Source organism: Corynebacterium sputi DSM 45148 (assembly GCF_000427865.1).
In the GTDB taxonomy this organism is placed as follows: domain Bacteria; phylum Actinomycetota; class Actinomycetes; order Mycobacteriales; family Mycobacteriaceae; genus Corynebacterium; species Corynebacterium sputi.
In genome coordinates this window covers 19,072-40,986 of sequence record NZ_ATYV01000001.1, presented here as the reverse complement: position 1 = coordinate 40,986, position 21,915 = coordinate 19,072, and the positions used below count along the sequence as shown (strand labels likewise).

At 61.5% G+C, this 21,915-nt stretch carries 21 protein-coding genes and 1 tRNA gene; 10 read left to right on the top strand and 12 right to left on the bottom strand.

Going from position 1 to position 21,915, the window contains the following annotated elements; translation table 11 throughout:
• The first annotated feature begins 409 nt into the window (after positions 1 to 409).
• The 4 genes from YWU_RS0100185 (at position 410) to YWU_RS0100170 (ending at position 5,089) form a co-directional block, all read left to right on the top strand.
• Positions 410 to 1,582, top strand: coding sequence for an acyl-CoA dehydrogenase family protein (locus tag YWU_RS0100185; RefSeq protein WP_027018881.1), 1,173 nt, complete (start codon positions 410 to 412; stop codon positions 1,580 to 1,582).
• A 177-nt stretch (positions 1,583 to 1,759) separates the two neighbouring features.
• Positions 1,760 to 2,248, top strand: coding sequence for a YbjN domain-containing protein (locus tag YWU_RS0100180; protein WP_027018880.1), 489 nt, complete (start codon positions 1,760 to 1,762; stop codon positions 2,246 to 2,248).
• A complete protein-coding gene (locus tag YWU_RS0100175; protein WP_027018879.1) occupies positions 2,245 to 4,206 on the top strand; it encodes a hypothetical protein in 1,962 nt (653 codons plus the stop codon). Before YWU_RS0100180 ends, YWU_RS0100175 begins: the two co-directional genes overlap by 4 nt.
• A gap of 157 nt (positions 4,207 to 4,363) precedes the next feature.
• Entirely contained in the window at positions 4,364 to 5,089 is a 726-nt protein-coding gene (locus tag YWU_RS0100170; RefSeq protein WP_027018878.1) for a hypothetical protein, read from the top strand.
• A 277-nt stretch (positions 5,090 to 5,366) separates the two neighbouring features.
• On the opposite strand, the gene glyA is transcribed toward YWU_RS0100170, so the two are convergent.
• Positions 5,367 to 6,668 carry a serine hydroxymethyltransferase gene (gene glyA / locus YWU_RS0100165; RefSeq protein WP_027018877.1) on the bottom strand — a complete coding sequence of 434 codons (1,302 nt, stop codon included), beginning with the start codon at positions 6,666 to 6,668 and terminating at the stop codon, positions 5,367 to 5,369.
• A gap of 104 nt (positions 6,669 to 6,772) precedes the next feature.
• Between glyA and coaA the strand changes: the two genes are divergently transcribed.
• Entirely contained in the window at positions 6,773 to 7,702 is a 930-nt protein-coding gene (gene coaA / locus YWU_RS0100160; RefSeq protein ID WP_084141484.1) for a type I pantothenate kinase, read from the top strand.
• Between the two features lie 19 nt (positions 7,703 to 7,721).
• Here the strand turns inward: coaA and YWU_RS0100155 are convergent, their stop codons facing one another.
• The 4 genes from YWU_RS0100155 to mca all read right to left on the bottom strand — a co-directional run bounded on the left by YWU_RS0100155 (position 7,722) and on the right by mca (position 11,180).
• Positions 7,722 to 8,522 carry an isoprenyl transferase gene (locus tag YWU_RS0100155; protein ID WP_276201910.1) on the bottom strand — a complete coding sequence of 267 codons (801 nt, stop codon included), beginning with the start codon at positions 8,520 to 8,522 and terminating at the stop codon, positions 7,722 to 7,724.
• Between the two features lie 19 nt (positions 8,523 to 8,541).
• A complete protein-coding gene (locus YWU_RS0100150) occupies positions 8,542 to 9,624 on the bottom strand; it encodes a 3-deoxy-7-phosphoheptulonate synthase (protein WP_027018874.1) in 1,083 nt (360 codons plus the stop codon).
• Between the two features lie 284 nt (positions 9,625 to 9,908).
• Complete coding sequence (locus YWU_RS18505) at positions 9,909 to 10,274, bottom strand: hypothetical protein (protein ID WP_240484019.1); 366 nt, start codon at positions 10,272 to 10,274, stop codon at positions 9,909 to 9,911.
• Positions 10,275 to 10,280: 6 nt separating this feature from the next.
• On the bottom strand, positions 10,281 to 11,180 hold the full coding sequence (mca, locus tag YWU_RS14190) for a mycothiol conjugate amidase Mca (protein WP_051259826.1): 900 nt from the start codon (positions 11,178 to 11,180) through the stop codon (positions 10,281 to 10,283).
• An 81-nt stretch (positions 11,181 to 11,261) separates the two neighbouring features.
• Here mca and YWU_RS0100135 point away from each other — a divergent pair, with 81 nt between their 5' ends.
• Positions 11,262 to 11,717 carry a DUF4307 domain-containing protein gene (locus YWU_RS0100135; RefSeq protein WP_027018873.1) on the top strand — a complete coding sequence of 152 codons (456 nt, stop codon included), beginning with the start codon at positions 11,262 to 11,264 and terminating at the stop codon, positions 11,715 to 11,717.
• Positions 11,718 to 11,857: 140 nt separating this feature from the next.
• On the top strand, positions 11,858 to 12,364 hold the full coding sequence (gene greA, locus YWU_RS0100130; protein ID WP_027018872.1) for a transcription elongation factor GreA: 507 nt from the start codon (positions 11,858 to 11,860) through the stop codon (positions 12,362 to 12,364).
• A gap of 133 nt (positions 12,365 to 12,497) precedes the next feature.
• Here greA and YWU_RS0100125 read toward each other — a convergent pair whose 3' ends face one another.
• Positions 12,498 to 13,325 (bottom strand): Bax inhibitor-1/YccA family protein, encoded by an 828-nt coding sequence (locus YWU_RS0100125; RefSeq protein ID WP_027018871.1) that lies wholly within the window; start codon positions 13,323 to 13,325, stop codon positions 12,498 to 12,500.
• Between the two features lie 306 nt (positions 13,326 to 13,631).
• Here YWU_RS0100125 and YWU_RS14185 point away from each other — a divergent pair, with 306 nt between their 5' ends.
• The 3 genes from YWU_RS14185 to YWU_RS14180 all read left to right on the top strand — a co-directional run bounded on the left by YWU_RS14185 (position 13,632) and on the right by YWU_RS14180 (position 17,397).
• Positions 13,632 to 15,239, top strand: coding sequence for a succinic semialdehyde dehydrogenase (locus YWU_RS14185; protein WP_051259825.1), 1,608 nt, complete (start codon positions 13,632 to 13,634; stop codon positions 15,237 to 15,239).
• Positions 15,240 to 15,310: 71 nt separating this feature from the next.
• Entirely contained in the window at positions 15,311 to 15,961 is a 651-nt protein-coding gene (locus YWU_RS0100115) for a VanZ family protein (protein WP_051259824.1), read from the top strand.
• A 23-nt stretch (positions 15,962 to 15,984) separates the two neighbouring features.
• Positions 15,985 to 17,397, top strand: a complete 1,413-nt coding sequence (locus YWU_RS14180; RefSeq protein ID WP_240484018.1) for a DUF2252 domain-containing protein — start codon at positions 15,985 to 15,987, stop codon at positions 17,395 to 17,397.
• Positions 17,398 to 17,412: 15 nt separating this feature from the next.
• Here the strand turns inward: YWU_RS14180 and YWU_RS0100105 are convergent.
• The 6 genes from YWU_RS0100105 to YWU_RS0100080 form a co-directional block, all read right to left on the bottom strand.
• Positions 17,413 to 17,489: transfer RNA gene (locus YWU_RS0100105), tRNA-Leu, on the bottom strand.
• Positions 17,490 to 17,520: 31 nt separating this feature from the next.
• Complete coding sequence (locus tag YWU_RS0100100) at positions 17,521 to 18,483, bottom strand: Ppx/GppA phosphatase family protein (protein ID WP_027018869.1); 963 nt, start codon at positions 18,481 to 18,483, stop codon at positions 17,521 to 17,523.
• Entirely contained in the window at positions 18,480 to 19,016 is a 537-nt protein-coding gene (locus YWU_RS0100095) for a DUF501 domain-containing protein (protein ID WP_156892651.1), read from the bottom strand. Before YWU_RS0100095 ends, YWU_RS0100100 begins: the two co-directional genes overlap by 4 nt.
• 87 nt (positions 19,017 to 19,103) lie before the next feature.
• Positions 19,104 to 19,637 carry an FtsB family cell division protein gene (locus YWU_RS14175; protein WP_084141415.1) on the bottom strand — a complete coding sequence of 178 codons (534 nt, stop codon included), beginning with the start codon at positions 19,635 to 19,637 and terminating at the stop codon, positions 19,104 to 19,106.
• An 88-nt stretch (positions 19,638 to 19,725) separates the two neighbouring features.
• Positions 19,726 to 21,003, bottom strand: coding sequence for a phosphopyruvate hydratase (gene eno, locus YWU_RS0100085; RefSeq protein WP_027018867.1), 1,278 nt, complete (start codon positions 21,001 to 21,003; stop codon positions 19,726 to 19,728).
• 101 nt (positions 21,004 to 21,104) lie between these two features.
• Positions 21,105 to 21,902, bottom strand: coding sequence for a lytic transglycosylase domain-containing protein (locus tag YWU_RS0100080; RefSeq protein WP_034646510.1), 798 nt, complete (start codon positions 21,900 to 21,902; stop codon positions 21,105 to 21,107).
• Between the last annotated feature and the right edge of the window lie 13 nt (positions 21,903 to 21,915).

Sequence of the window (21,915 nt, the reverse complement as noted above, 5' to 3'; positions counted from 1 at the left end):
TGTGACTGCGTGGCAGTTGACCACTGAGCATGAGTTTATCTATATGAGGCACCCCTAAGTCAATAACGTCACGAGAATCTGACGTAAATCACCCCCACGAGTTAACGCTGTTCAGGGCCAATTCTTATCCAAACCAGATTTGAAAAGCCAGGCCAGTCGGCAATTCTTGTTTAGTGTTGCCTAATCTAAGGCCGGGGGTAACTATTCAGTTTTTGAGAGCCGAATGACCTCCAAAGGCCTGCCGCCATACGCAGGGAGAACCTGAACCCCACCAGAACCTTGCGGGGGTACCACCCCTCTTCGGTGCGCTGGGTCACACAATGTGTATATAGTTGAATGTATTCCGACACGCGGAGTTGATGTGCCCACAGGCACTGCCGCGGCACCAGAAACCAAAGGAGACCAGGTCATGAAGGACTTCCTGCCCCGTACCCACTTCGAAGACGAGCATGTGATGTTCCGCGACATGGTTCGCGGCTTCGTCGAGAAGGAAGTCACCCCGAACGTCGAGCGTTGGCACGAGCAGGGCGCACCGGACCGCGAGATCTTTAAGAAGGCTGGCGAGCTCGGCCTGATCGGCATGTCCACTCCGGAGGAGTACGGCGGCGGTGGAGAGAGTGACTTCCGCTACAACCAGGTCCTGACCGAGGAGCTCGCAAAGTCCGACTGCGGTTCCATCATCGTGTCACTCTCTACCCTGAACGACCTCGTTGCTCCGTACCTGGCACGTTTCGCCTCTGAGGACCTGAAGAACAAGTACCTCGCAGGCATGAACGCCGGCGACCTGGTCGGCTGCCTCGCCATGACCGAGCCGGGCGCCGGTTCTGACCTGGCCGGTATGCGCACCTTCGCTCGCAAGGACGGCGATGACTGGATCCTGACCGGTTCCAAGACCTTCATCTCCAACGGCATGCTCTCTGACTTCGCTCTGGTTGCAGCCATCACCGACCCGTCCAAGGGTCGTGCCGGTGTCTCCATGTTCGTCGTTGACACCAACCTCGAGGGCTTCTCCAAGACCGGCCCGCTGAAGAAGGTTGGCCTGAAGGCTCAGGACACCGCCGAGCTGCACTTCAACAACGTCCGCGTCCCGGGTGGCAACATCCTCGGCGAGGAAGGTGCCGCTTTCGGTTACCTGCGCACCAACCTGGCTCACGAGCGTCTGACCCTGGCTGTCGGCTCCGTCGCTTGCTCCGCTCGCGCCTGGACCCTGGCCTACAACTACGCCAAGGAGCGCGAGACCTTCGGCCGTCGCCTCATCGACCACCAGGTCCACGGCCACTACCTGGCTGACATGGCGACCCGCATCACCGCACTGCAGGCCTTCACCGACACCGCTGTCAAGGCCTACAACGAGGGCCAGCTCGACGAGACCGGCGCTTCCATGGTGAAGTTCTGGACCACCGAGGAGCAGCAGGACATCACGACCCGTTGCCTTCAGATGTTCGGCGGCTACGGCTTCATGCTGGAGTACCCGATCGCGTACCACTACCTCGACGTCAAGGTGCAGACCATTTACGGCGGCACCAACGAGATCATGAAGGAGATCATCTCCCGTCGTATCGCCAAGAGCGACGCGTCCTAGGAGACTCTCCCCTTCGCAGAGCCCCCGCTCACACCACTTGTCCGGTTGGTGTGAGCGGGGGTTCTTCGCATTCCGAACCTCTGAGCGAGATCCCCAATTCGCCTGCACTTCACATGTCATTCCCCGCACTAATCTTGCATCTTCCACAGCGGAGAATCAGAGAGAACGGGCACCGACATGGGGTACTTCACCGACAACGAGATCAGCGAGGATCGCTCCGCGGAGCAGCCTCCGGTGACCTTGGAGAGAATTCGCTCTATTCTCGACGAGCTCGATGCTCCCTACTCCGAGGCTGCGGACTATGAGGAACTGTCGCTCGACTTCAGCAACGTCGCTGCCTCTATCCACTTCGGTGGTTCGAATCAGTCATTCCTGGTGTTCAAGGGACTATGGCTGCCAGATCTAACGCAGTCCGACTATCCCCGCGCACTGGACCTCGTCAACAGCTACAACAGCAGCTTCTACCTGCCGAAGATGTTTCTCACCCACTCCACCTCGGACAAGGTGTGGGTCTCTGCAGAGCAGTCGATTGATATTCGCGACGGCCTCAGCACCCCACAACTTCGCAGCCAGACGAGGAGCTGCCTCGCGAGCCTTATCACCTGCTTCAAGGATTGGGGCGAGCACTATCCCCACCTTGTCCGTGAGATCGGTGGCGAAGAATGATCCTCGACTTCGATGCCGCTCTCGCTGCAGTGAGAGCACTCCCTCACGGGATGGATCGGCTGGCTGCGGCCACCCGCCTGGTCGCCAGTGGCCGAGAGTTCGGGAGCCGCCAGTATCTGCCGACCTCCTTGCTGGAGCTATGCGAGTCTGCCGCTGGCGCCAACCGTCCGGACATCCAGGTCGAGACCTTCCAATTGGCTGCGCGACGCTACCTCAAGTTTCCGATGGAGGTCTCTCACGCACAGCGCAGACGACTTATCGAGATGTTCGACCAGATCATCATGCTCGCGACCAATTTCCCCGAGTGCGCTGACACCCATCAGATTGACGACATCTTCGCCGCGATAGCTCCCCTCTGGACCAGCGGCGGCGGCACTCACACCGATCTCCTGCGCAACCGCGCTCAGTGGGCAGCAGCCACCGGCGTGAAGAACCCAGAGCCATACTTCGCGGAGCTCCTCGCAGCAGGTGCCGCTGCCTCCGATATGGAAATGTTCTTCGACCACTACGCCCGACAGATGGCATCCGCCGAGGCCGTAGAGGCCTATTTCCGAGACTCGGTACCCAACTTCGATCTGTCCGCCTACGGCTGGTTCTGCCTCTCGCTTGCTGCATTGAGCGAGGGTTTCGGAGATCTCGCCGAACTGACCTTGGGCCGTGGAATCCGTCGGATCAGTGATTTCGGCGATCACATCTATCCAGATTCGTCACTAGAGCGCTCAGTGTTGGCGACCGGCAAACGCTTCGAGCTCCTATCCCGTGGCTGTTCCACCGAAGAGGCCCTCGATTACCTGCGAGAGGTCGGCGACATCGTCGGAGACCTGTCAGACCTCACGGCCTGGGGTTCGACCCCTCTGGAGTCACTGATGTTCCAACTGTCGCTGATCGCCGGGCTGTCGGCGGACCTCGAACTGTACGGCGACGACGAGATCGGAGTATCCCTCGACCCAGAAATCACGGTCCGCGACCTTCGAGATCAGTTCATCGAGGTCGCGAACTCTCTCGCTGCGTCATTCGACAACCGCAATGGCAATTCGATGTATTCGGACCTTCTCATCGAGGCCATGTACCCAACCCCACTGAAGGCAGGGCTCGTGTCACAACGGCCGGCATCTGCTCACCAGACCAGGATCTCCCTTGTCGAGATCGACGACACCTCCGATGACCTCAGCGCCGAAGAACAACTCAAGTTCGCGGAGCAATGCGCAGAGGTCTCACCGACCGAAGCCTCCCAGCAGTACGCCGCGCTGGCCCGAAAACTCGAGGAACGAGGACAGGATCGCGAGGCGGGCCACGCCTACGCCGAAGCCGCTCACTGTCTCAAGAGCATCGATGACGAGGCAGCGCACTCCTTGTTCACCCTCGCGGTCGCTCGACTGACGCTGAGCGCGCAGAAAAGCTCTTTGCTTCTCGACGTCCTCGACTCCTGGACCCCAATCGCACAATCACAGGACATGCTCATCGATTGGCTGAGACAAGCTCACGAAGTCTGTGAGTTCGACTGGCCGACCCACGATGAGGACACCTCGACTGCCCACCAGGAGTATCTCGATCGTCACCGGCTCTATCTCACGAGCCGATTCGGGGTACGAACTGCGACAGCAGCCCTTACCCAGGCCGACTACCTCGCACAGACTGATTACTCGCTGCTTCTGAATCTGACTCTTCTCGCTGAGGACTCCGCCGAGTCGTTAGCGAATCTCGGCTACATCCGGGAGGCTTCCCGTGGGTTCTGGGCCAGCGCCCGGCTCAATGCTTCGATCGGGGTCACCGACGATGTCCACTACTTCCTCGAGTCCGCACTTGAAGGCCTTTCGATACTCGGTGATACAACAGCCAGAGTCCTCGTGGCAGCCGAGTTGATCAAGTCTCTCCAATCCACCGGAATGGCAGAAGAGGCAGATGCCGTCGCCACAGCCCTGCTCACTCCCCCGGCTGAGGAAGCCGACGAGATCTAGTCACCCATCGGAGGTCACCCGAAATACCATCGATGAACTGCTGAAATACGCTCGCCTGCATGACGTATCCCGGTGCGAACAACGGCCCTAACGATTGGGGGCTGCCTTCGGCGCCGGTTCACGCCCCGACCCAACGCAGGCGGAACTGGATACTGCGATGACTCCTCCGAGCGATGGTGACCCGATGACATATCCAGGCAACGGCTCCGGAGGTTGGTCCCTCCCCGACTCATCCGGGCCCAGCACGTCCGAAATGCCACCCGTTGGCCAGTATCCCCCGCCCTACCCGCCGCCTTCCGGCAAGCCCCGCAAGTCCCGGCGCATCTGGCTGGTTCTATTCCTCGTTATCGTCCTGATCGCAGCGCTGGCGGTCGGCGGCTTCTTCGCGTTCCGTGCGCTGACCGGCGCGTCGAGTGCAGACAGCTTCCCGGCCCTCTATGTTGATCCGGCAGATGTGACCTCGGGTGGTGGCACGGGCGGTACCTTCACGCCTGAGGCCATCGACAACATTCAGCAGCAGCCTTTCACGGGCGACTCCGGCGACGCATCCGACTACCGCCTGCCCACCGAAGGCAGTTACTCCGGCAGCTTCCACCAGGAAGACCTCAGCGGACTAACCGCCGACAAGGATTACCAGATCAATATGTCGTTCAGCCCGAGCGGCTCGACGATCGAATTTCCGTCACTGGGCTGCTCCGGCACTCTCACCTTGCAGGGATTCCAGGGTGACACGGCTGTGTATGAGGAAGTGATCACCTCTGGCCGGCGCAATTGCGTCGACGTTGGCCAGTGGTGGTTTGAGACCTTCGATGAGAACAACATCGGTGCCTGGTACTCGTCTCCGGATGATCGCTGGCGCGTCACCGGCGTCCTTAACCCATGATCCGACAATCACCACAGGGACTCTGCCCTCCTTTCGTTTGTGCCCGCGGTGACAACTCCCCCTTTTCATGTCAGCACACGAAACCTCTCACCGCCCTGACCAGCAAATATTGAGATCCCATCATTTCAAGAAGGGGGTTCTGTGTCGGAGTGTAAAACCGAAAAGGGGGCACAGTCCCGGCGTGGGCGCTGCAGCGCCCCCTAGGCAGCAGAAAACCCCGCTTCCCGACGCTAAAAGCATCCGAAAGCGGGGCCAGTCTGCCTGCCGCAGAAGTGCGTTAGACGAGGGGCCACTCTTCGAGGCCGTCGTACAGCGGGAACTCCTCGGTCAGCTTGGTGACGCGGGCACGCAGCGCTGCGGTGTCAGCAGCCTTGCCGGCGGCGAGGGCGGTGCCGATGACATCGGCGACCTCTTCGAAAGCCTTGGCATCGAAGCCGCGGGTTGCCAGTGCCGGGGTACCAATACGCAGGCCGGAGGTGACCATCGGCGGGCGCGGGTCGAACGGCACGGCGTTGCGGTTGACGGTGATGCCGACCTCGTGGAGCAGGTCCTCTGCCTCCTGGCCGTTGAGCTCGGAGTTGCGCAGGTCCGCGAGGACGAGGTGGACGTCGGTGCCGCCGGTGAGGACATCGACGCCAGCGGCCTTGGTGTCCTCAGAGACCAGACGCTCAGCCAGGATGCGGGCGCCTTCAAGGGTGCGCTCCTGGCGGTTCTTGAACTCTTCGGTGCCGGCGATCTTGAAGGTGACTGCCTTGCCTGCGATGACATGCATGAGTGGTCCGCCCTGCTGACCCGGGAAGACTGCGGAATTGAGCTTCTTGGCCCACTCCTGCTTCGCCAGGATCAGACCGGAGCGCGGTCCACCGAGGGTCTTGTGCACGGTGGAGGACACAACATCCGAGTACGGCACCGGCGACGGGTGGATTCCGGCAGCAACGAGACCGGCGAAGTGAGCCATGTCGGTCCACAGCTTGGCGCCGACCTCGTCGGCGATGGCGCGAAATGCCTCGAAGTCCAGGTGGCGCGGGTAGGCGGACCAGCCGGCGATGATGACGTCGGGACGCTCTGCCAGTGCCTGCTCACGGACCTTGTCCATGTCGATACGCATGGTTTCCGGATCCACGCCGTAGGCGGAGACGTTGTAGAGCTTGCCGGAGAAGTTGAGCTTCATGCCGTGGGTGAGATGACCACCGTGGGCCAGATCCAGGCCCATGATGCGATCGCCGGCGTTGATCAGCGCGTGGAGCACGGCGGCGTTGGCCTGTGCACCCGAGTGCGGCTGGACGTTGGCGAACTCAGCACCGAAGAGGGACTTAGCGCGGTCGCGGGCGATGTCCTCGACAATGTCGACGTTCTCGCAGCCACCGTAGTAACGGCGCCCGGGGTAGCCTTCTGCGTACTTATTCGTCAGGACGGAACCCTGGGCCTGCAACACGGCGCGCGGAACGAAGTTCTCGGACGCGATCATCTCGAGGGTGTCGCGCTGGCGACCCAGTTCACCAGCCATGGCGGCTGCCAGGTCCGGGTCGAGTTCGTTCAGCGGCGTGTAGCGGGAGTCGTCACTCGGTGAGACGGTCATGAATGGCCAAAACCTTTCAGTTCATGCGGCGGAGACGCATACATGCTAACCCTTCACTGCCCCGGTGACCTACTACGGCGTCAGTTAGTTGCACAATGGAGACCATGTCACGCCCGCAGGCACCCAGTCCGTACCTTGAGTTCAACCGCTCCCAGTGGCGGGAACTCCGGGAGTCGATGCCGCAGGTGCTCACTGAATCGGAGCTCGCGCGGCTACGAGGCTTGGGTGAAAACATCGACTTGGAAGAGGTCGCGGAGGTATATCTCCCCCTCTCCCGTCTCATCCATTTGCGGGTCCAGGCGCATCGTGAGCTCAATCGCACGACCTCGACCTTCCTTGGAGAATCTGAGCACCGCAACGTGCCGTTCATTATCGGTGTGGCGGGTTCTGTCGCCGTCGGTAAATCCACCACTGCTCGTCTGCTGCAGGTGCTGCTGGAGCGTTGGGACACCAATCCCCGGGTGGAACTGGTCACCACGGATGGTTTCCTTTTCCCTGCCGCCGAACTTAACCGGCGGCGCATCATGGGCCGCAAGGGTTTCCCAGAGTCCTACGACCAGCGCGCGCTAATGCGGTTTGTCACGGCGGTGAAGTCTGGCGCTCGCAATGTGCCGGCGCCGATTTACTCGCATACTCTGTACGACCGCATCCCGGACGAGCACATCAACGTTGACCAGCCAGACATCCTCATCTTGGAGGGCCTCAACGTTCTGCAGACCGGCCCGATGCTGATGGTCAGTGACTTGTTCGACTTCTCTGTCTACGTAGACGCCCACAAGGACGACATCGAGCAGTGGTACATCGACCGCTTCCTCGAACTGCGCCACACCGCATTCCAGGCTCCGGGCGCACACTTCGCGCATTTCGCCGAACTCAGTGATGAAGACGCGACCGCTCAGGCTCGAAGAATCTGGCAGACGGTCAATCTCCCCAACCTGGTGGAGAACATCCTGCCGACGCGCGTGCGAGCATCACTGGTGATGCGCAAGGGGTCTAACCACAGCATCGATCGCTTGCGCATGCGCAAGCTCTAAAAGCATCGCTTCCCGACGCCTACTTCCCAAACCTCCGCGACCTATTCGCGAAATCACGAAGAGCTCGGAGCAAATCGACCCGGCGGAACGCAGGCCAGTATGTATCGGTGAACCAGATCTCCGAATACGCGGACTGCCAGAGGAGGAAGCCGGACAACCGCTGCTCCCCCGAGGTTCGGATCACCAGGTCCGGGTCCGGCTGACCGGAGGTGTACAGCCGGTCGGAGATCGCCTCCGGAGTGATGGCCTCAGCCAACTCCGCCGCCTGGTGACCTGCCTCTAGTTCGTCGCCGATGATCCTCTTCACCGCATCGACAATTTCTTGGCGTCCGCCATACCCGACGGCGATGTTCACCTGAATGCCAGTGTTGGCTGCTGTCAGGACTTCGTCGCGGCGGAGACGGGCAGCCATGGCGTCGGGAAGCAGTTCGAGGTGCCCCACCATGCGCAGGCGGATGTTGTCACCGGTGGTCGCCAGTTCATCGACCACGTCGCCGATGATTTCGAACAGGAGATCCAGCTCGTCATTGGTCCGTCCAAGATTCTCGGTCGACAGGAGGTAGATCGTCATCAACTCGACGCCCTGCTCCTGGCACCAACCGACAACCTCAGCGATCTTCCGGGCACCGACCCGGTGTCCATGGCTGACATCGGTGAACCCGGCCTCGCGGGCCCACCGTCGGTTTCCATCAGCCATCAACGCCACGTGGTACGGACGCGGCTTCCCCTCGAGCGAGGCGACAAGGCGCCGCTCGTAGATCGGGTAGAGGACCCGCCCGACCGCATTGGAGAGGTACTGGGGCAGCCGACGAAAATGCACGGACTTAGCTTACCGGGTGTCAGTTCCGGCGGGCGCGAACAGCCTGGGCCAGTTCGCGCAGGAGCACCTCAGAATCATCCCAACCGATGCATGCGTCGGTGACGGACTGTCCGTAAGTGAGACCCTCGCGACCATTGGGAGCCTTCTGCGCGCCGCTGACGATGAAGGATTCCATCATGATGCCGTCGATTCCGTCATCACCTGCGGCGATCTGATCAGCGAGCTCACGAATGACCTCGGCCTGCTTGACCTCGGACTTGCCGGAGTTGGCGTGGGACGCATCGACCATGAGCGACTGCGGCAGACCGACGGCGTCCAGACGTGCCAGTGCCGAGGCAATGTCGGCCTTTTTGTAGTTCGGCCCACGGGTGCCGCCGCGGAGAATGATGTGGCAATTCTGGTTGCCGGCGGTCTCCACCACGGCTGCGTCGCCGTGGTCATCCATGCCGAAGAACACGTGCGGGTTCGCCGCAGAGACCAGCGAATCGACAGCGACCTGGACGTTGCCGTCGGTGCCATTCTTGAATCCGATCGGCATCGACAGACCCGAAGCGAGCTGACGGTGCACCTGCGATTCGGTGGTGCGGGCACCGATGGCACCCCAGGACACTGCGTCAGCGATGTACTGCGGGGAGTTCGGCTCGAGGAATTCGCAGCCGACGGGAAGGCCGATATCGAGAACGTCGAGAAGCAGATTTCGAGCAGTCTCCAGACCCTCGACGATCATGTTCGAGCCATCCATCCGCGGATCGTTGATCAGGCCCTTCCAACCAACAGTGGTGCGGGGCTTCTCGAAGTAAACGCGCATGACCACGAGTAGGTCGTCGGAAAGCTCATCGGAGACCTTCTTCAGGCGACGTGCGTAGTCCAGTGCTGCCTCCGGGTCGTGGACGGAGCAGGGCCCGGCCACGACAAGCAGGCGATCATCTTCGTTAGCAACAACCTGGGCGATGTCCTGGCGGGAGGACTCGACAGCCTCGAGCTGCGCTGCGCTCATCGGGATCTGGTCTTGGAGCTCCTGCGGGGACGGCAGCGAGTGGAACCGGACGACACGACGGTTAGAAGTCGATGCCGGGTTGTCGAGGGAAGTCGGAGGGGTCATCAGAGGCCTTTCGGGAACTGGATCAGGGGGCGGTGGGCCGTCGCGCCCCCGGCCTCACCTGCACCGGGAACGCAAAAAGGCAGCCCCCTCGAATGGGGTGCTGCCTTGGGCTCCGGTGCAGTGGAAATGACGAAATCAGGGGTTCACACCGGAGCCCCGTCAAAATAAAATCGCCATGTCTGCATGAGTAGAACAATAACTGGATGTGACACAGACCGCAAAAGATTGGCAAAAGAAAATGGCGCCCGACCCATGAGAGTCGAGCGCCACCAGCGGGAAGTCCGCTATCTGCCAGGATCTGCGTCCGGCTCGTCACGATCAGTGACTGGCTGTTCAGGAGCCTCTGTTTCCTCAACACTTATCGCAGCCGACGGCGCTGCAGCGGCGGTTCCACCGGCACGTCGGTTGGCCACGTCCGCCTGGATCGACTCGTCGATCTTCTGGATATCGAACGGATCGATGCCGTGCGTTTCGGCGTACACGCGACGAATGCGCTGGCGCTTGAGCCTGCGAGAGAGGTCCCAGCCGACCAACAGGACGACGAACAGGAGCAGGACCAGCATGAACAAGCCGATCGGCGAGCCCTTACCAAAGTCCGCGCCGCGGGGACCGACCGGGTTCTGTGCGATGAAGTCAACGACCTCGTACATGTCCAACTACTCCTTCTCAGCGCCGGCGCCTTCAGCCAGCCACTGCTCGTCCGGGATGCATCCGGCGAAAAGATCGTTCTCCGGGACCGTGGTACGGACGCGGGTCCGCGCCAGTTCAAATTCCTCGGTGGGCCATACCGACTGTTGCACTTCCAACGGCACAGCGAAAAACGGGCCGTTCGGATCGATCTGTGTCGCGTGGGCGATCAGTGCCCGATCCCGATGTCCGAAGTACTCACCACAAGGAACCTGCGTGGTCACTCGGGTCATGATGTCCCCGGTCCCACGCCACCTGGCCATTGCCTCACCAAGCGGTGAGGGCTCGCCCTTGTCCCGGTAGTGCCCGTCAAGAAGCTCCAAACGACTCCGGATGAAACCGTGCGTGTAGTACATCTTCTGGATCGACCACGGAGAGCCAAGCCCCGGGTTCTCGTCCGAGGCGGCTTCATTCCATGCACGCACAGAAATGATGTGCGTCATGATGTGGTCCGGGTGCGGGTAGCCACCGTTCTCGTCATACGTAATCATCACGTGCGGGCGGAACTCGCGGATCAGCTGAACCAACGGACGCACTGCGACGTCGATGTTCTCCCGCGCGAAGCAGCCTTCCGGCAGAACCGGAACCGGCTTGCCCTCAGGCAGGCCGGAATCGGTGAAGCCCAGCCAGCGGTGCTCCACTCCAAGAATCTCGGCGGCCTCGGCCATCTCCCGGGTACGGGTACCGACCATGTCCGCCAGGACATCCGGCCTCTCCATTGCAGGGTTCAGGATCGAACCGCGCTCACCACCAGTACAGGTGACCACCATGACTTCGTGGCCCTCTGCGGCGTACCGGGCCATGGTCGCTGCACCCTTTGACGACTCGTCGTCCGGATGCGCGTGTACCGCCATCAACCGAAAACCCATCGAACTCCCTCCGAATATGCATTGACCAGTCTACGGCCCCCGTGTCCTGCCGGGACAATCGGTTCGGATACTGTAGGGGCCATGTCAGAAGGCAACGCCACGGACGACGTCCAGCGGGACGAGCGTTACGGCGACACGAGGAAAGTCCCCACCGGGAAACTGCTCATCATAGGTTTGGCCATCGCCATCATCGCGGGCCTGACCTACACATTCATCCAGTACAGCCGCGTGACTGAACCGGATGTATCGGCGAGCGCCGCAGGCTGGGACCGCGCGGAGGGCGAACGCGAAGATGACGTCTTCATCTTCACCCTCGACGTCACCCGCTCCGACCCGTCTCAGGAGGCCTACTGCATTATCTTCGCAATGGCCTACGACTACGGCGAGGTTGGCCGACGTGACGTGGTCATTCCGCCGAGCGAAGAGTCAACCGTCCGCGTGGACGTGCCGATCCACACCCGTGACGTCGCTGTCGCTGGCGACGTCTACGGCTGCTCCACCGATATTCCTCCGATGCTGAGCGACGCAGCCGCCTAGTACGCCTGTCAGCCTCGGCCGACTCCTAAGGCGCGCCTCATTTGATAACACCTGTCGCGGTGCTATCCTGTGTCGGATCGCGGCCCACTTACAGGGCCGTTTTTACTATGCAACGGACCGACAACCCAGGAGATACGACGATGGCTGATTCGAACAACCCGTGGCTGACCCAGGACGCCTACGACAAGCTCAAGTCGGAACTGGACGACCTGTACGAGAACCGTCCGCTTATCGCCGCCGAAATTAACGAGCGCCGCGAAGAGGGTGACCTCAAGGAGAACGCCGGCTACGATGCCGCTCGTGAGCAGCAGGGCCAGGAAGAGGCTCGCATTCGCTACCTCGAAGATCTCCTGCAGCGCGCCACCGTCGGTGAGGCTCCGACCGAATCCGGTGTGGCACTGGTCGGCACCGTCGTGCACGTCTACTACGACGGCGACAAGGACGACATCGAGACGTTCCTGATCGGTACCCGCGGAGCTGACTCCGACAACCCCAACCTGGAGATCTACTCCACCGATTCCCCGCTGGGCAAGGCTCTGGTCGGCGCATCGGAGGGTGAGACCCGCTCCTTCAAGTCCCCGAGCGGCGACCAGGTCTCGGTGACCCTGATCAAGGCTGAGCCGTACGACCCGAACTTCGAGGGCTAGTACCGCACCGCCTAAAAACCACCTCCCAGCGTTGACACGCTGAGGGGTGGTTTTTTCGTTGACCAACTCCGGACACAACGAAGCCCGCCCCTACAATCGGGGCGGGCTCGAAGGAGTAAGTAGCGCTGTAGTGCTAGTCGCGGAAGTACGACAGCAGGCGCAGGATCTCGGTGTACAGCCAGACCAGGGTCACAGCCAGGCCGAGGGCAACGCCCCAGGCGTACTGGGACGGAGCGCCAGCGCGGACGAGGCGGTCAGCCTGATCGAAATCGAGCAGGAAGCTCAGCGATGCGAGGCCGATGCAGACCAGCGAGAAAACGATGGCAATGAAGCCGCCGTCACGCAGCGGGCTGGCGCCGGTGAACAGAGCCAGCAGGAGGTTACCCAAGGCCAGGACCAGGACACCGATGATGGCGCCGGTCATGAAGCGAGTGAACTTCGGGGTGACGCGGATAGCGCCGGTCTTGTAAACGAACAGCATGCCGCCGAAAACACCGAGGGTGGCCAGGACAGCCTGTCCGATCATGACGCCGGCATCTTCGCCGGCAACCACGACGTTCGCGAACATGTAGCTAATGCCACCAACGAAGAGACCTTCGAAGGCCGCGTACACGAGGGTGATCGTCGGAGAACCGTACTTCTTGCCGAAGGCGGAAATCAGCACTGCGACGAGGCCACCGATGGCACCGACGACAGCCAGCATCATAGCCAGACCTGGGTTAACGGTGCCGATGAAGTAAGTAATGATTGCACCGACAACGATGATCGAGAGCGTGATCGCGGTCTTCTGAACCACATCGTCGATCGTCATCGGGCGGTCGTTGGACGGAGCCTGAGCAGCAGGCGCACCCGGCTGGCCATACGGGCTAGCTCCGTACTGCTGCTGCTGATAGGCGGCGGACTGGTCCTGAGCCACGGTCTGGGTCAGGGAATTGAAGGCCGGATTGCTGCTCTGGCGCACGTCTTCCTCATTCGTCTTCGGGGAAATTACCGCCCCGCATCCGGGACGTCGATCTACATACGTACCAACGGGCAAACCCGGTGGTTTGTTCCCTATTGTCCATCATTACGAAGACACCCGGGCCATCGGCACGTGATCTATCCTCAAACTTCCGTAAACCTTGTGTAAACAGATTTCTCCCTGAACATCTGACGAATTTGAGGCTAACGATGGTGCCCACCGAATGTGTTCGGTATCGAGAAAAATTTCCTAGTAGATCGACAAATTAAGTGACATGACCTGGCTCACAGTCGTATCATCCCCGATATGACCGCAGCGACCGAACACTCCGTGTCCAACCCGTTCCCCCAGACCCTCTCGGGCGGGCTCCGCAATCCCCTCGCCGATGGCGTTGGCGAGAAGCTTCTCGACTACGCGCGGGTGACCGACCGATCTCTGACCAACGTCCTGGCTTCGCCCCTGACCGGAGAAGACGCTTCCGCGATGGTGGTTGGCTCGGACGAAGACGTCGTTCGCGCGTTTGATTCCGCACGTAAGGCGCAGCGCGCCTGGGCTCGCACGTCTCCGAAGGAGCGTCGTACGATCCTGCACCGCTTCCACGATCTTCTTCTGACCCATCAGGCTGAGGTCATGGACATCATTCAGCTGGAGACCGGCAAGTCCCGCGGCTCCGCTTTCGAAGAGCTGATGCACACCGCCATCACGGCCCGTTACTACGGAAACCAGGCAGGCAAGCTCCTCAAGACCCGCAAGGCCCACGGCGCACTGCCGGTGCTGAGCCAGACCTCGGTCTACCACCACCCGAAGGGCGTCGTTGGCGCGATTTCCCCGTGGAACTACCCGCTGACCCTCGCTATGTGCGACGCAACCGCGGCTATCGCAGCCGGTAACGCTGTCGTCCTTAAGCCGGACAGTAACACCCCGTACTCTGCTCTGGTTGCCATCGAGCTGTTCTACCGCGCAGGTCTTCCGCGCGACCTCTTCCAGGTTGTTCCGGGCCGCGGCTCCGTCGTCGGCCAGGCGATCATCGCCCGCGCTGACTACCTGATGTTCACCGGCTCCTCCGAGACCGGCAAGGCTCTGGCTACCCAGGCCGGCGCACGTCTGATCGACTTCTCCGCTGAGCTCGGCGGCAAGAACGCGATGATCGTTGCCGAAGACGCAAACGTCAATGCCGCCGTCGAGGGAACTCGCATTGCAGCATTCACCAACACCGGCCACCTGTGTGTCTCCATCGAGCGCCTCTACGTCGCTGACAAGGTGTGGGACGAGTTCGTCCCGAAGCTCACCGATCGTGTGAAGAACATGACCCTCGGCTCCTCCTACGACTGGGACATCGAGATGGGCCCGCTGCAGTCGCAGGCTCAGTTCGACATCGCCGTGAAGTTCGTCGAGGAGGCCCGCGAGGCCGGCGCCACCGTCCTGGCCGGCGGCCGTGCCCGTCCGGACCTCGGACCGCTGGTCTACGAGCCGACCATCCTGACCGATGTGCCCTCCAGCTCCCCGGTCTGCCACGAAGAGGTCTTCGGACCGGTCGTCGTTCTGCAGCGTGTCTCGGACGTCCACGAGGGCATCCGCCTGGCCAACGACTCCGACTACGGTCTCAACGCTTCTCTGTGGACCAGCCCGAAGCGCGCCAAGGAGCTCGCTCCGCAGATCGAGTCCGGTTCCGTGAATGTCAACGACGGCTTCGCCGCGACGTTCGCTTCCGTCGACGCTCCGATGGGCGGCTTCAAGCAGTCCGGCGTTGGCCGTCGCCAGGGCCCGGGTGGACTGCTCAAGTACACCGAGCCGCAGACCGTCACCGTTCAGCGCGTGACCCCGATCTCGGTGCCGTTCCTGCCCCGCAAGGTGTACGGACTGGTCATGACGATCGCCTTGAGCCTCGGAAAGAAGTTCCGCATTCTCCCGTAGGAGGCGGATCCTGAACCGGGCCAGCGCTACTAACGCTGACCCGGTTCTTTTCTTTCTGTAAGGTTCTTCATATGAACCGACTTGGCGAATCACAGGAAAAGGACGAGCTTCCCGACGTTGTCGTGCGCTCATCCCCTTGGTTCACCTGGGTCGCTTTTATCTGGTTGGCCTACGCAGGGGTCGTCATTGCACTGACCTCGCTGAAGTCGTTTTTCCAGATCGGCCTGCTGTGGAAGCCGGAAAACCAGCAGGTCCAGGAACTGCACCTAGTTCCGCTGGAAATGTGGTTCTCCTCCTCGAACTGGTTCGGACCGGTCTTCGACACCTTGGGGAACTTGGTCCTGTTCGTTCCGATCGGGTTCTTGCTCGTCGCCCTCACCGGAAGACTTGGGATTGCCATCGTCGTTGGCTTCACACTGAGTCTCTTTGTAGAGATCAACCAATACGTGTTCCAACTCGGACGCACGGACATTAACGATCTCCTTTTCAACACGCTCGGTGCTGCCCTCGGTGGGTGGATGGGGATGTGGGGTGGGAGCTCTTTGCGTCGGGAAGCATCAGGTGAAGAAGGCGAGGTCCTCGCCGTCCGCGCCACTCCGGAGAACCACCTATGGCAGAACGTCTTCGCTGTGCTGGTCACGCTGGCTGTGTGCGTGTTCGTTGTACTGGTGATTCTTGGGCCGAACTTGGGTGACCCTTCTCGCGTCGTCGAGTTGAGATGACGTAGCGGTGACATAATAAGTCCATGTCACACAACGGACGTTCCGCGGTCGCTGCTCATCTCATGGAATCCCTCTGGGAGGCGCCGGAGCCGTCCGACGTCCGTCGCGCACGCGGCAAGGCGCTGCGCAAGACGGTCCCCCGATCGACGCTCGCAACACGATGCTCTGATGCTCGCTCCCCCATCGAAATCCTGGACAAGCAAAATTCAACGCGAGTCCAATCGCTCATCCCGATGCGCATGGAACGAACTTCCGCGAGCCCATTCGCGTATTTCCGCGGCACCGCCGCAGTCATGGCCGCAGACTTAGCGAAGGACCCCACGACTGGCCTACAGGTCGCTTCCTGCGGTGACGCGCACATCACCAACTTCGGCTTCTATGCCTCCCCGCAGCGCACCCTCGTCTTCGACCTCAACGACTTCGACGAGGCTGCCTGGTCACCATGGGAATGGGATCTGAAGCGACTGGTCACCAGCATTGTCATTGGTGGCAGGGACGCCGGCCGTTCCGACGACATCATCCGCCAAGGCGCCACCGCCGCAGTGCTCGCATACGCAAGAGTATTGGCGCTCACCACGAAGATGAGCCCATACGACCGCTACTTCGCGAGCCTCAACGCTGACGCTGCTATGGATGAAATGGACCCAGAGTCCAGGAGAGTCTTCGACGACGCAATCGCCAAGGCACAGAAGCGCACCGAGGCTCGCGCCGCGAAGAAGCTCACCCACGCGGACGAGAACGGCAACCTGCAGTTCAACGAGAATCCGCCGACCATGACGCACCTAGCCGAGCGCGGCGAGCGAAGCGCCAGTGACAACATCGTGAAGCTCCTGCGGAGCGTCCGCCCCGACATCGCCCAGCTATTGCGGAACTACACCCTGGTCGACGTGTGTCGGCGAGTGGTGGGCGTCGGAAGTGTCGGAACTGAGTGCTTCCTCCTGCTACTCCAAGACGGGGACAAGAACGGGTTCATCCTCCAGCCCAAGCAGGCGATGAAGTCAGTGCTCGAGGAATTCGGCGGAATCACCCAGCCAGAGGTGCTGAACAAATACGTGGACAAGCACGGCGAAGGCGGCCGCGTCGTAGCCATGCAGCAGATTCTGCAGTCTGTCTCTGATCCATTCCTCGGCCACATCCAGTTGGCCGACATCGACCTCTACGTCCGCCAGTTCCACGACATGAAGGGAGGCATCGACGTGAACTCGCTTACCGACGAGCCCTTCCTCTCCTACTCCAAAGCCTGCGCCGTGGCCTTGGGCCGCGCACACAGCCAATCCCCCAATTCCACCGAGATCAGCGGCTACGTCGGCAGCGGTAAGGCACTGTCCAAGGCCATCGTGTCTTGGGCGTACGAGTACGCGGAGCAGAACGAAAAGGACTTCGAAGCGTTCGTGGAGTACTGCAAGACGCAGGATGTGGCGCCAGCTGGCGAGTAACCCATCTCGCACATGTGGTGCCCCCAGTCGGACTCGAACCGACACTTGGCGGATTTTAAGTCCGCTGCCTCTGCCAATTGGGCTATAGGGGCTGGCTCGCCCGAAGGCGAGAGTGAAACTGGTCTAGATGGTCTTGCCGTGAGTGTCCACGAGACCGCCGACGATGCCGTCGAGAATATCCTGTTCGCTGATTCGGAATTCTTCCGCCCCCTCGAAAAGGTCCATCATCGTGTCTACGACGACCAATCCGGCAGCGAAGACATCCGCGCGGCCTGGGTGCATCGCGGGATTCGCGGCTAGCTCGGTAGAGGACGTGGCGATCAGTGCCTCGTTGAGTTTGCGGGTTCCTTCGAAGCGGAGCGTTGAGAGGTGGATCATGTGCGGGTCGTAAGACTCTAGGCCCTGCGCAATCGCGGACAGGGTGGTGAAGGTGCCGGCGCAGCCGACGACGGTCTTCGCCTTCTCCACAGGAACCTCGTTGCGGATCATCGCCAGGTGATCACCGGCGAATGCCCGTGCATTGGCGATCTGGTTCGGCGAGGGCGGGGAATCCAGGAAGTACCGCTCGGTCATACGGACGCAGCCGAGAGGAACGGAAATGGAGCCGTCAATGTTGCCGTCGTGGTCGCCCACGATGACCTCAGTGGAGCCGCCTCCGATGTCGATGACTGCGAAGGGGCCGTCTTCGGGCAAGAGATCGTCAACGGCGCCGCGGAAGGACAGTCGGGCCTCTTCTTCGCCGGTGATGACCTCAGCACGGGCACCCCACGGAGCCAGTGTGCGTTCAGTGATCGCCATGTACTCGTCCCGGTTCGGGACATCGCGGACCGCAGAGGTAGCAACCATGCGGACGAACTCCACGGACTCGCGCTGCATAACGTCGGCGAAGGCGCTGAGAGCGCCATCCAGGCGCTCGAGGGCGCCGTCGGTCAAACGGCCATTGGCATCCACGCCCTGGCCGAGCCGGATGATTTCCATCAGGCGGTGGATCTCGGTGAACTCCAGGACGCCGTCCACCTCACGGACATCGCTGATCAGCAGACGGATCGAGTTGGTACCGCAGTCGACGGCTCCGTAACGAGTCACTTGTCTGTACCCCGGTTCCCCAGGGACATCGCCTCGCGATCAATGCCGAGATCAGCACACGTCGGCCAATTCTCCGGGATAGCGGTGCCACGCAGGTTGGTGCCCTCAGCGGCAAGTGCGACAGACTCGTCACCCAGACGGAAGTGGCCAACGCCCTCAGCCAACGCATAGGCAATGAGAACGTGCATGCACTTCACGCGCTCCGGCATGCCGCCGCCAGAGAAGTCCGTTCCCAGGTCCTCGATAGCGTTGCGCTCGCTGAGGTAGTGCTCGTGCGCACGGGTGTAGTCAGCGCGCAGCTCCTCGTCCTCAGCCAAACGCGTAGACATGTCGCGCATGACGCCGGCGACCTCAAGCCGAGATGCCTCAGCGGTCAGGCGGGGGTCAGTCAAGTAGTAGAGAGTCGGGAACGGAGTGCCGTCTGGAAGCTTCGGGGCAGTCTTCACCACACCAGGGGCTCCATCCGGGCAGTGGTAAGACACCTCAATGGCACCACGCGGCTGGCGCCCGAGCTGCGCTGTCATTGCATTCATGTCTTTCTCGGAAATGGTCACGTGGGATACCTCCAGGTATGGGCTGGGAAAGTGAGGGGCGGGGGCGTCGGGAAGCGGGGGAAGTTTTTACTCCGGCACAGCCGGAGCCTCTTCCTCATGGATGCGCGGGACTCGGTCCGGGGAGGTCGACTCCTGGCGGACCGCACCGTCATCAATCGAGTTAGGCATCGGCGGAACAGCGATGGAGTTCCACAGAATCTGATACCACGTCATGCCATGCTCGGCATCCTCGTCAGGGTCTTCCGCAGCAAGGTCATCCGAGATTGCCGGATCAATCAAACGAAACGCGGTCTCCCCCGGATCGACCAGGCCAAGACGGACGCGGGCCTGCTCGCGGATGTACGCCTCATCGGAATACATATCCATCTCCTCCTCGAGCGCAGCCTTCTGCGCCTCGAGTCGGGCAATGTTGGAGTTGGCCTCGGCGAGTTGGGAACGCTGATCCGCGTACGACTGCAGCGGAATGATCAGCGAACCCATGAGAAAGAGCGCGAGAACTGCCACGAAGATGATCTGGCCGGGTGACGACGCCACCGTGCCCAACATCCCCCGGCCGGCGGAACCAGACTCTCCGCCACCCTTCCTACGCCACTTCATCATGCTGACAGCCTACAACGCAGAACCGGTGACTCTCACTGAGTCACCGGTTCTGCGTTGAAGTCACAGGGTCTCCCCTGCCGATCGGCTTCTACTTGAAGCGCGGGAAAGCGGACTTACCGGCGTAGACACCGGAAGCGCCGAGCTGCGACTCGATGCGCAGCAGACGGTTGTACTTAGCGACGCGCTCGGAGCGGGCCGGGGCACCGGTCTTGATCTGGCCACAGTTCAGTGCGACAGCCAGGTCGGCGATGGTGGTGTCCTCGGTCTCACCGGAGCGGTGCGACATCATGGTCTTGTAGCCGTTGTTGTGCGCCAGGGCGACAGCCTCGAAGGTCTCAGAGAGGGTACCGATCTGGTTGACCTTCACCAGCAGTGCGTTGGCGGCGCCCTTCTCGATGCCCTCAGCCAGGCGAGCCGGGTTGGTCACGAAGAAGTCGTCACCGACGATCTGGACCTTGTTGCCGATCTGCTCGGTCAGGGTGACCCAGCCGTCCCAGTCGTTCTCGTCCAGCGGATCCTCGATGGAGACAATCGCGTACTCGTCGACGAGCTCGCCGTAGACGGTGGCCATCTGCTCAGAGGTCAGTTCCTGACCTTCGAAGTGGTACTTGCCGTCCTTGTAGAACTCAGAGGAAGCAACGTCCAGAGCCAGTGCGACGTCCTCGCCCAGCTTGTATCCGGCCTTCTCGATGGCCTCGTTGATGACGTTGAGAGCCTCACGGGTCGAAGCGACGGACGGGGCGAATCCACCCTCGTCACCCAGGCCGGTGGACAGGCCCTTCTCCTTCAGCACAGCCTTCAAAGCGTGGTACACCTCAGCGCCGACCTGCAGAGCATCTGCGAAGGTCTCGGCACCGATCGGGGCGATCATGAATTCCTGGACGTCCACACCGGAGTCGGCGTGTGCGCCACCGTTAAGAATGTTCATCATCGGAACCGGCAGCACGTGGGCGTTCGGGCCACCGATGTACTGGTAGAGCTCCAGGTTCGTGGCAGCAGCAGCGGCCTTGGCATTCGCCATGGAGACACCCAGGATGGCGTTGGCGCCGAGGTTCTCCTTGTTGGGGGTTCCGTCCAGGGAGATCATGATCTGGTCGACGTTGCGCTGCTCATCGGCGAATACTCCGAGAAGCTCTTCCTCAATGGGGCCGTTGACGTTTGCGACGGCTTCCTGCACGCCCTTACCCAGGTAACGGTCACCGCCGTCACGCTTCTCGTATGCCTCGTGCTCACCGGTGGATGCACCGGACGGGACGGCCGCGCGGCCGATAGAACCGTCTTCGAGTGCGACCTCAACCTCGAGGGTCGGGTTACCGCGGGAGTCGAGAATCTCCAGGGCGTGGATACCAATGATCGGAGCAGCCATGTGTCACCTTTCCGCCAGAACTCTTCCGGCCAACTTCCTCAATTGTGGCACGGTTTTCGGCGGTTCGTCCCTTGCCCTCGGGTTAACGCCCCAATCTGTGGTTACGCAGACTGGTTCAGTGCGTAATTCGCTGCGGCGTCGCGCACATCGGCTACATACTCATCCGACTGGTTGTAGGCGCGGATTGCCTCGGTCCACCCTGCTTCGGTTGCCAAATCGCGGCCACCGAAACAGAGGAGGTTCGCGGCGGAGGCAGCAGCGTCGTCGATCTGCTGAGGATCCGGTGCTCCGGTGCCACGGATGTCGACAACGTACTGGTTCCACGTCGACGGGATGAACTGCATCGGGCCGACGGCGCGGTCGTACTCAGTGTCGCCGTCGAGGACGCCGTTGTCGGTGTCTCGGATTTCTGCGAATCCTGGGGATCCATCAAGCGCAATGCCGATGATCCGCGGTTCGGCCACACCGTTCTCATCGAGGTGGGAGCGATTTAGCCAGTCGCCGTTGTAAGTGCCGTGGCGGGACTCCACGAATCCGAGGCCAGCCAGGGTGTTCCACGACAGGTTGCAGGTCGGAAAGTTTTCGGCGGCCCAGCGCTCTGCGATTCCGTAGGCGCGGACGGCCTGCGGGTCGATGCGGGTGTCGGAGGAGATCTGCTCCGACCATTCGATGAGTTGCTCGGACGGGCGGTCGCCTGCGATGAGGTCAACCACCGGTGCGGGCTCCGCAGCGGCGGGCGGGACGTCAGCCGGTACGGGCTCCTTCGAGCTGAACGGCAGCGACACCGCCCCGCCGAAGACTGACATTCCGACCGCGAACAAAACGATCACCAGGACTGCGAACGCCGACACCGACAGGCAGCCGCAACCGGATGAACGCTTCTGAGGGGATCTGGACATGACACGTCATCCT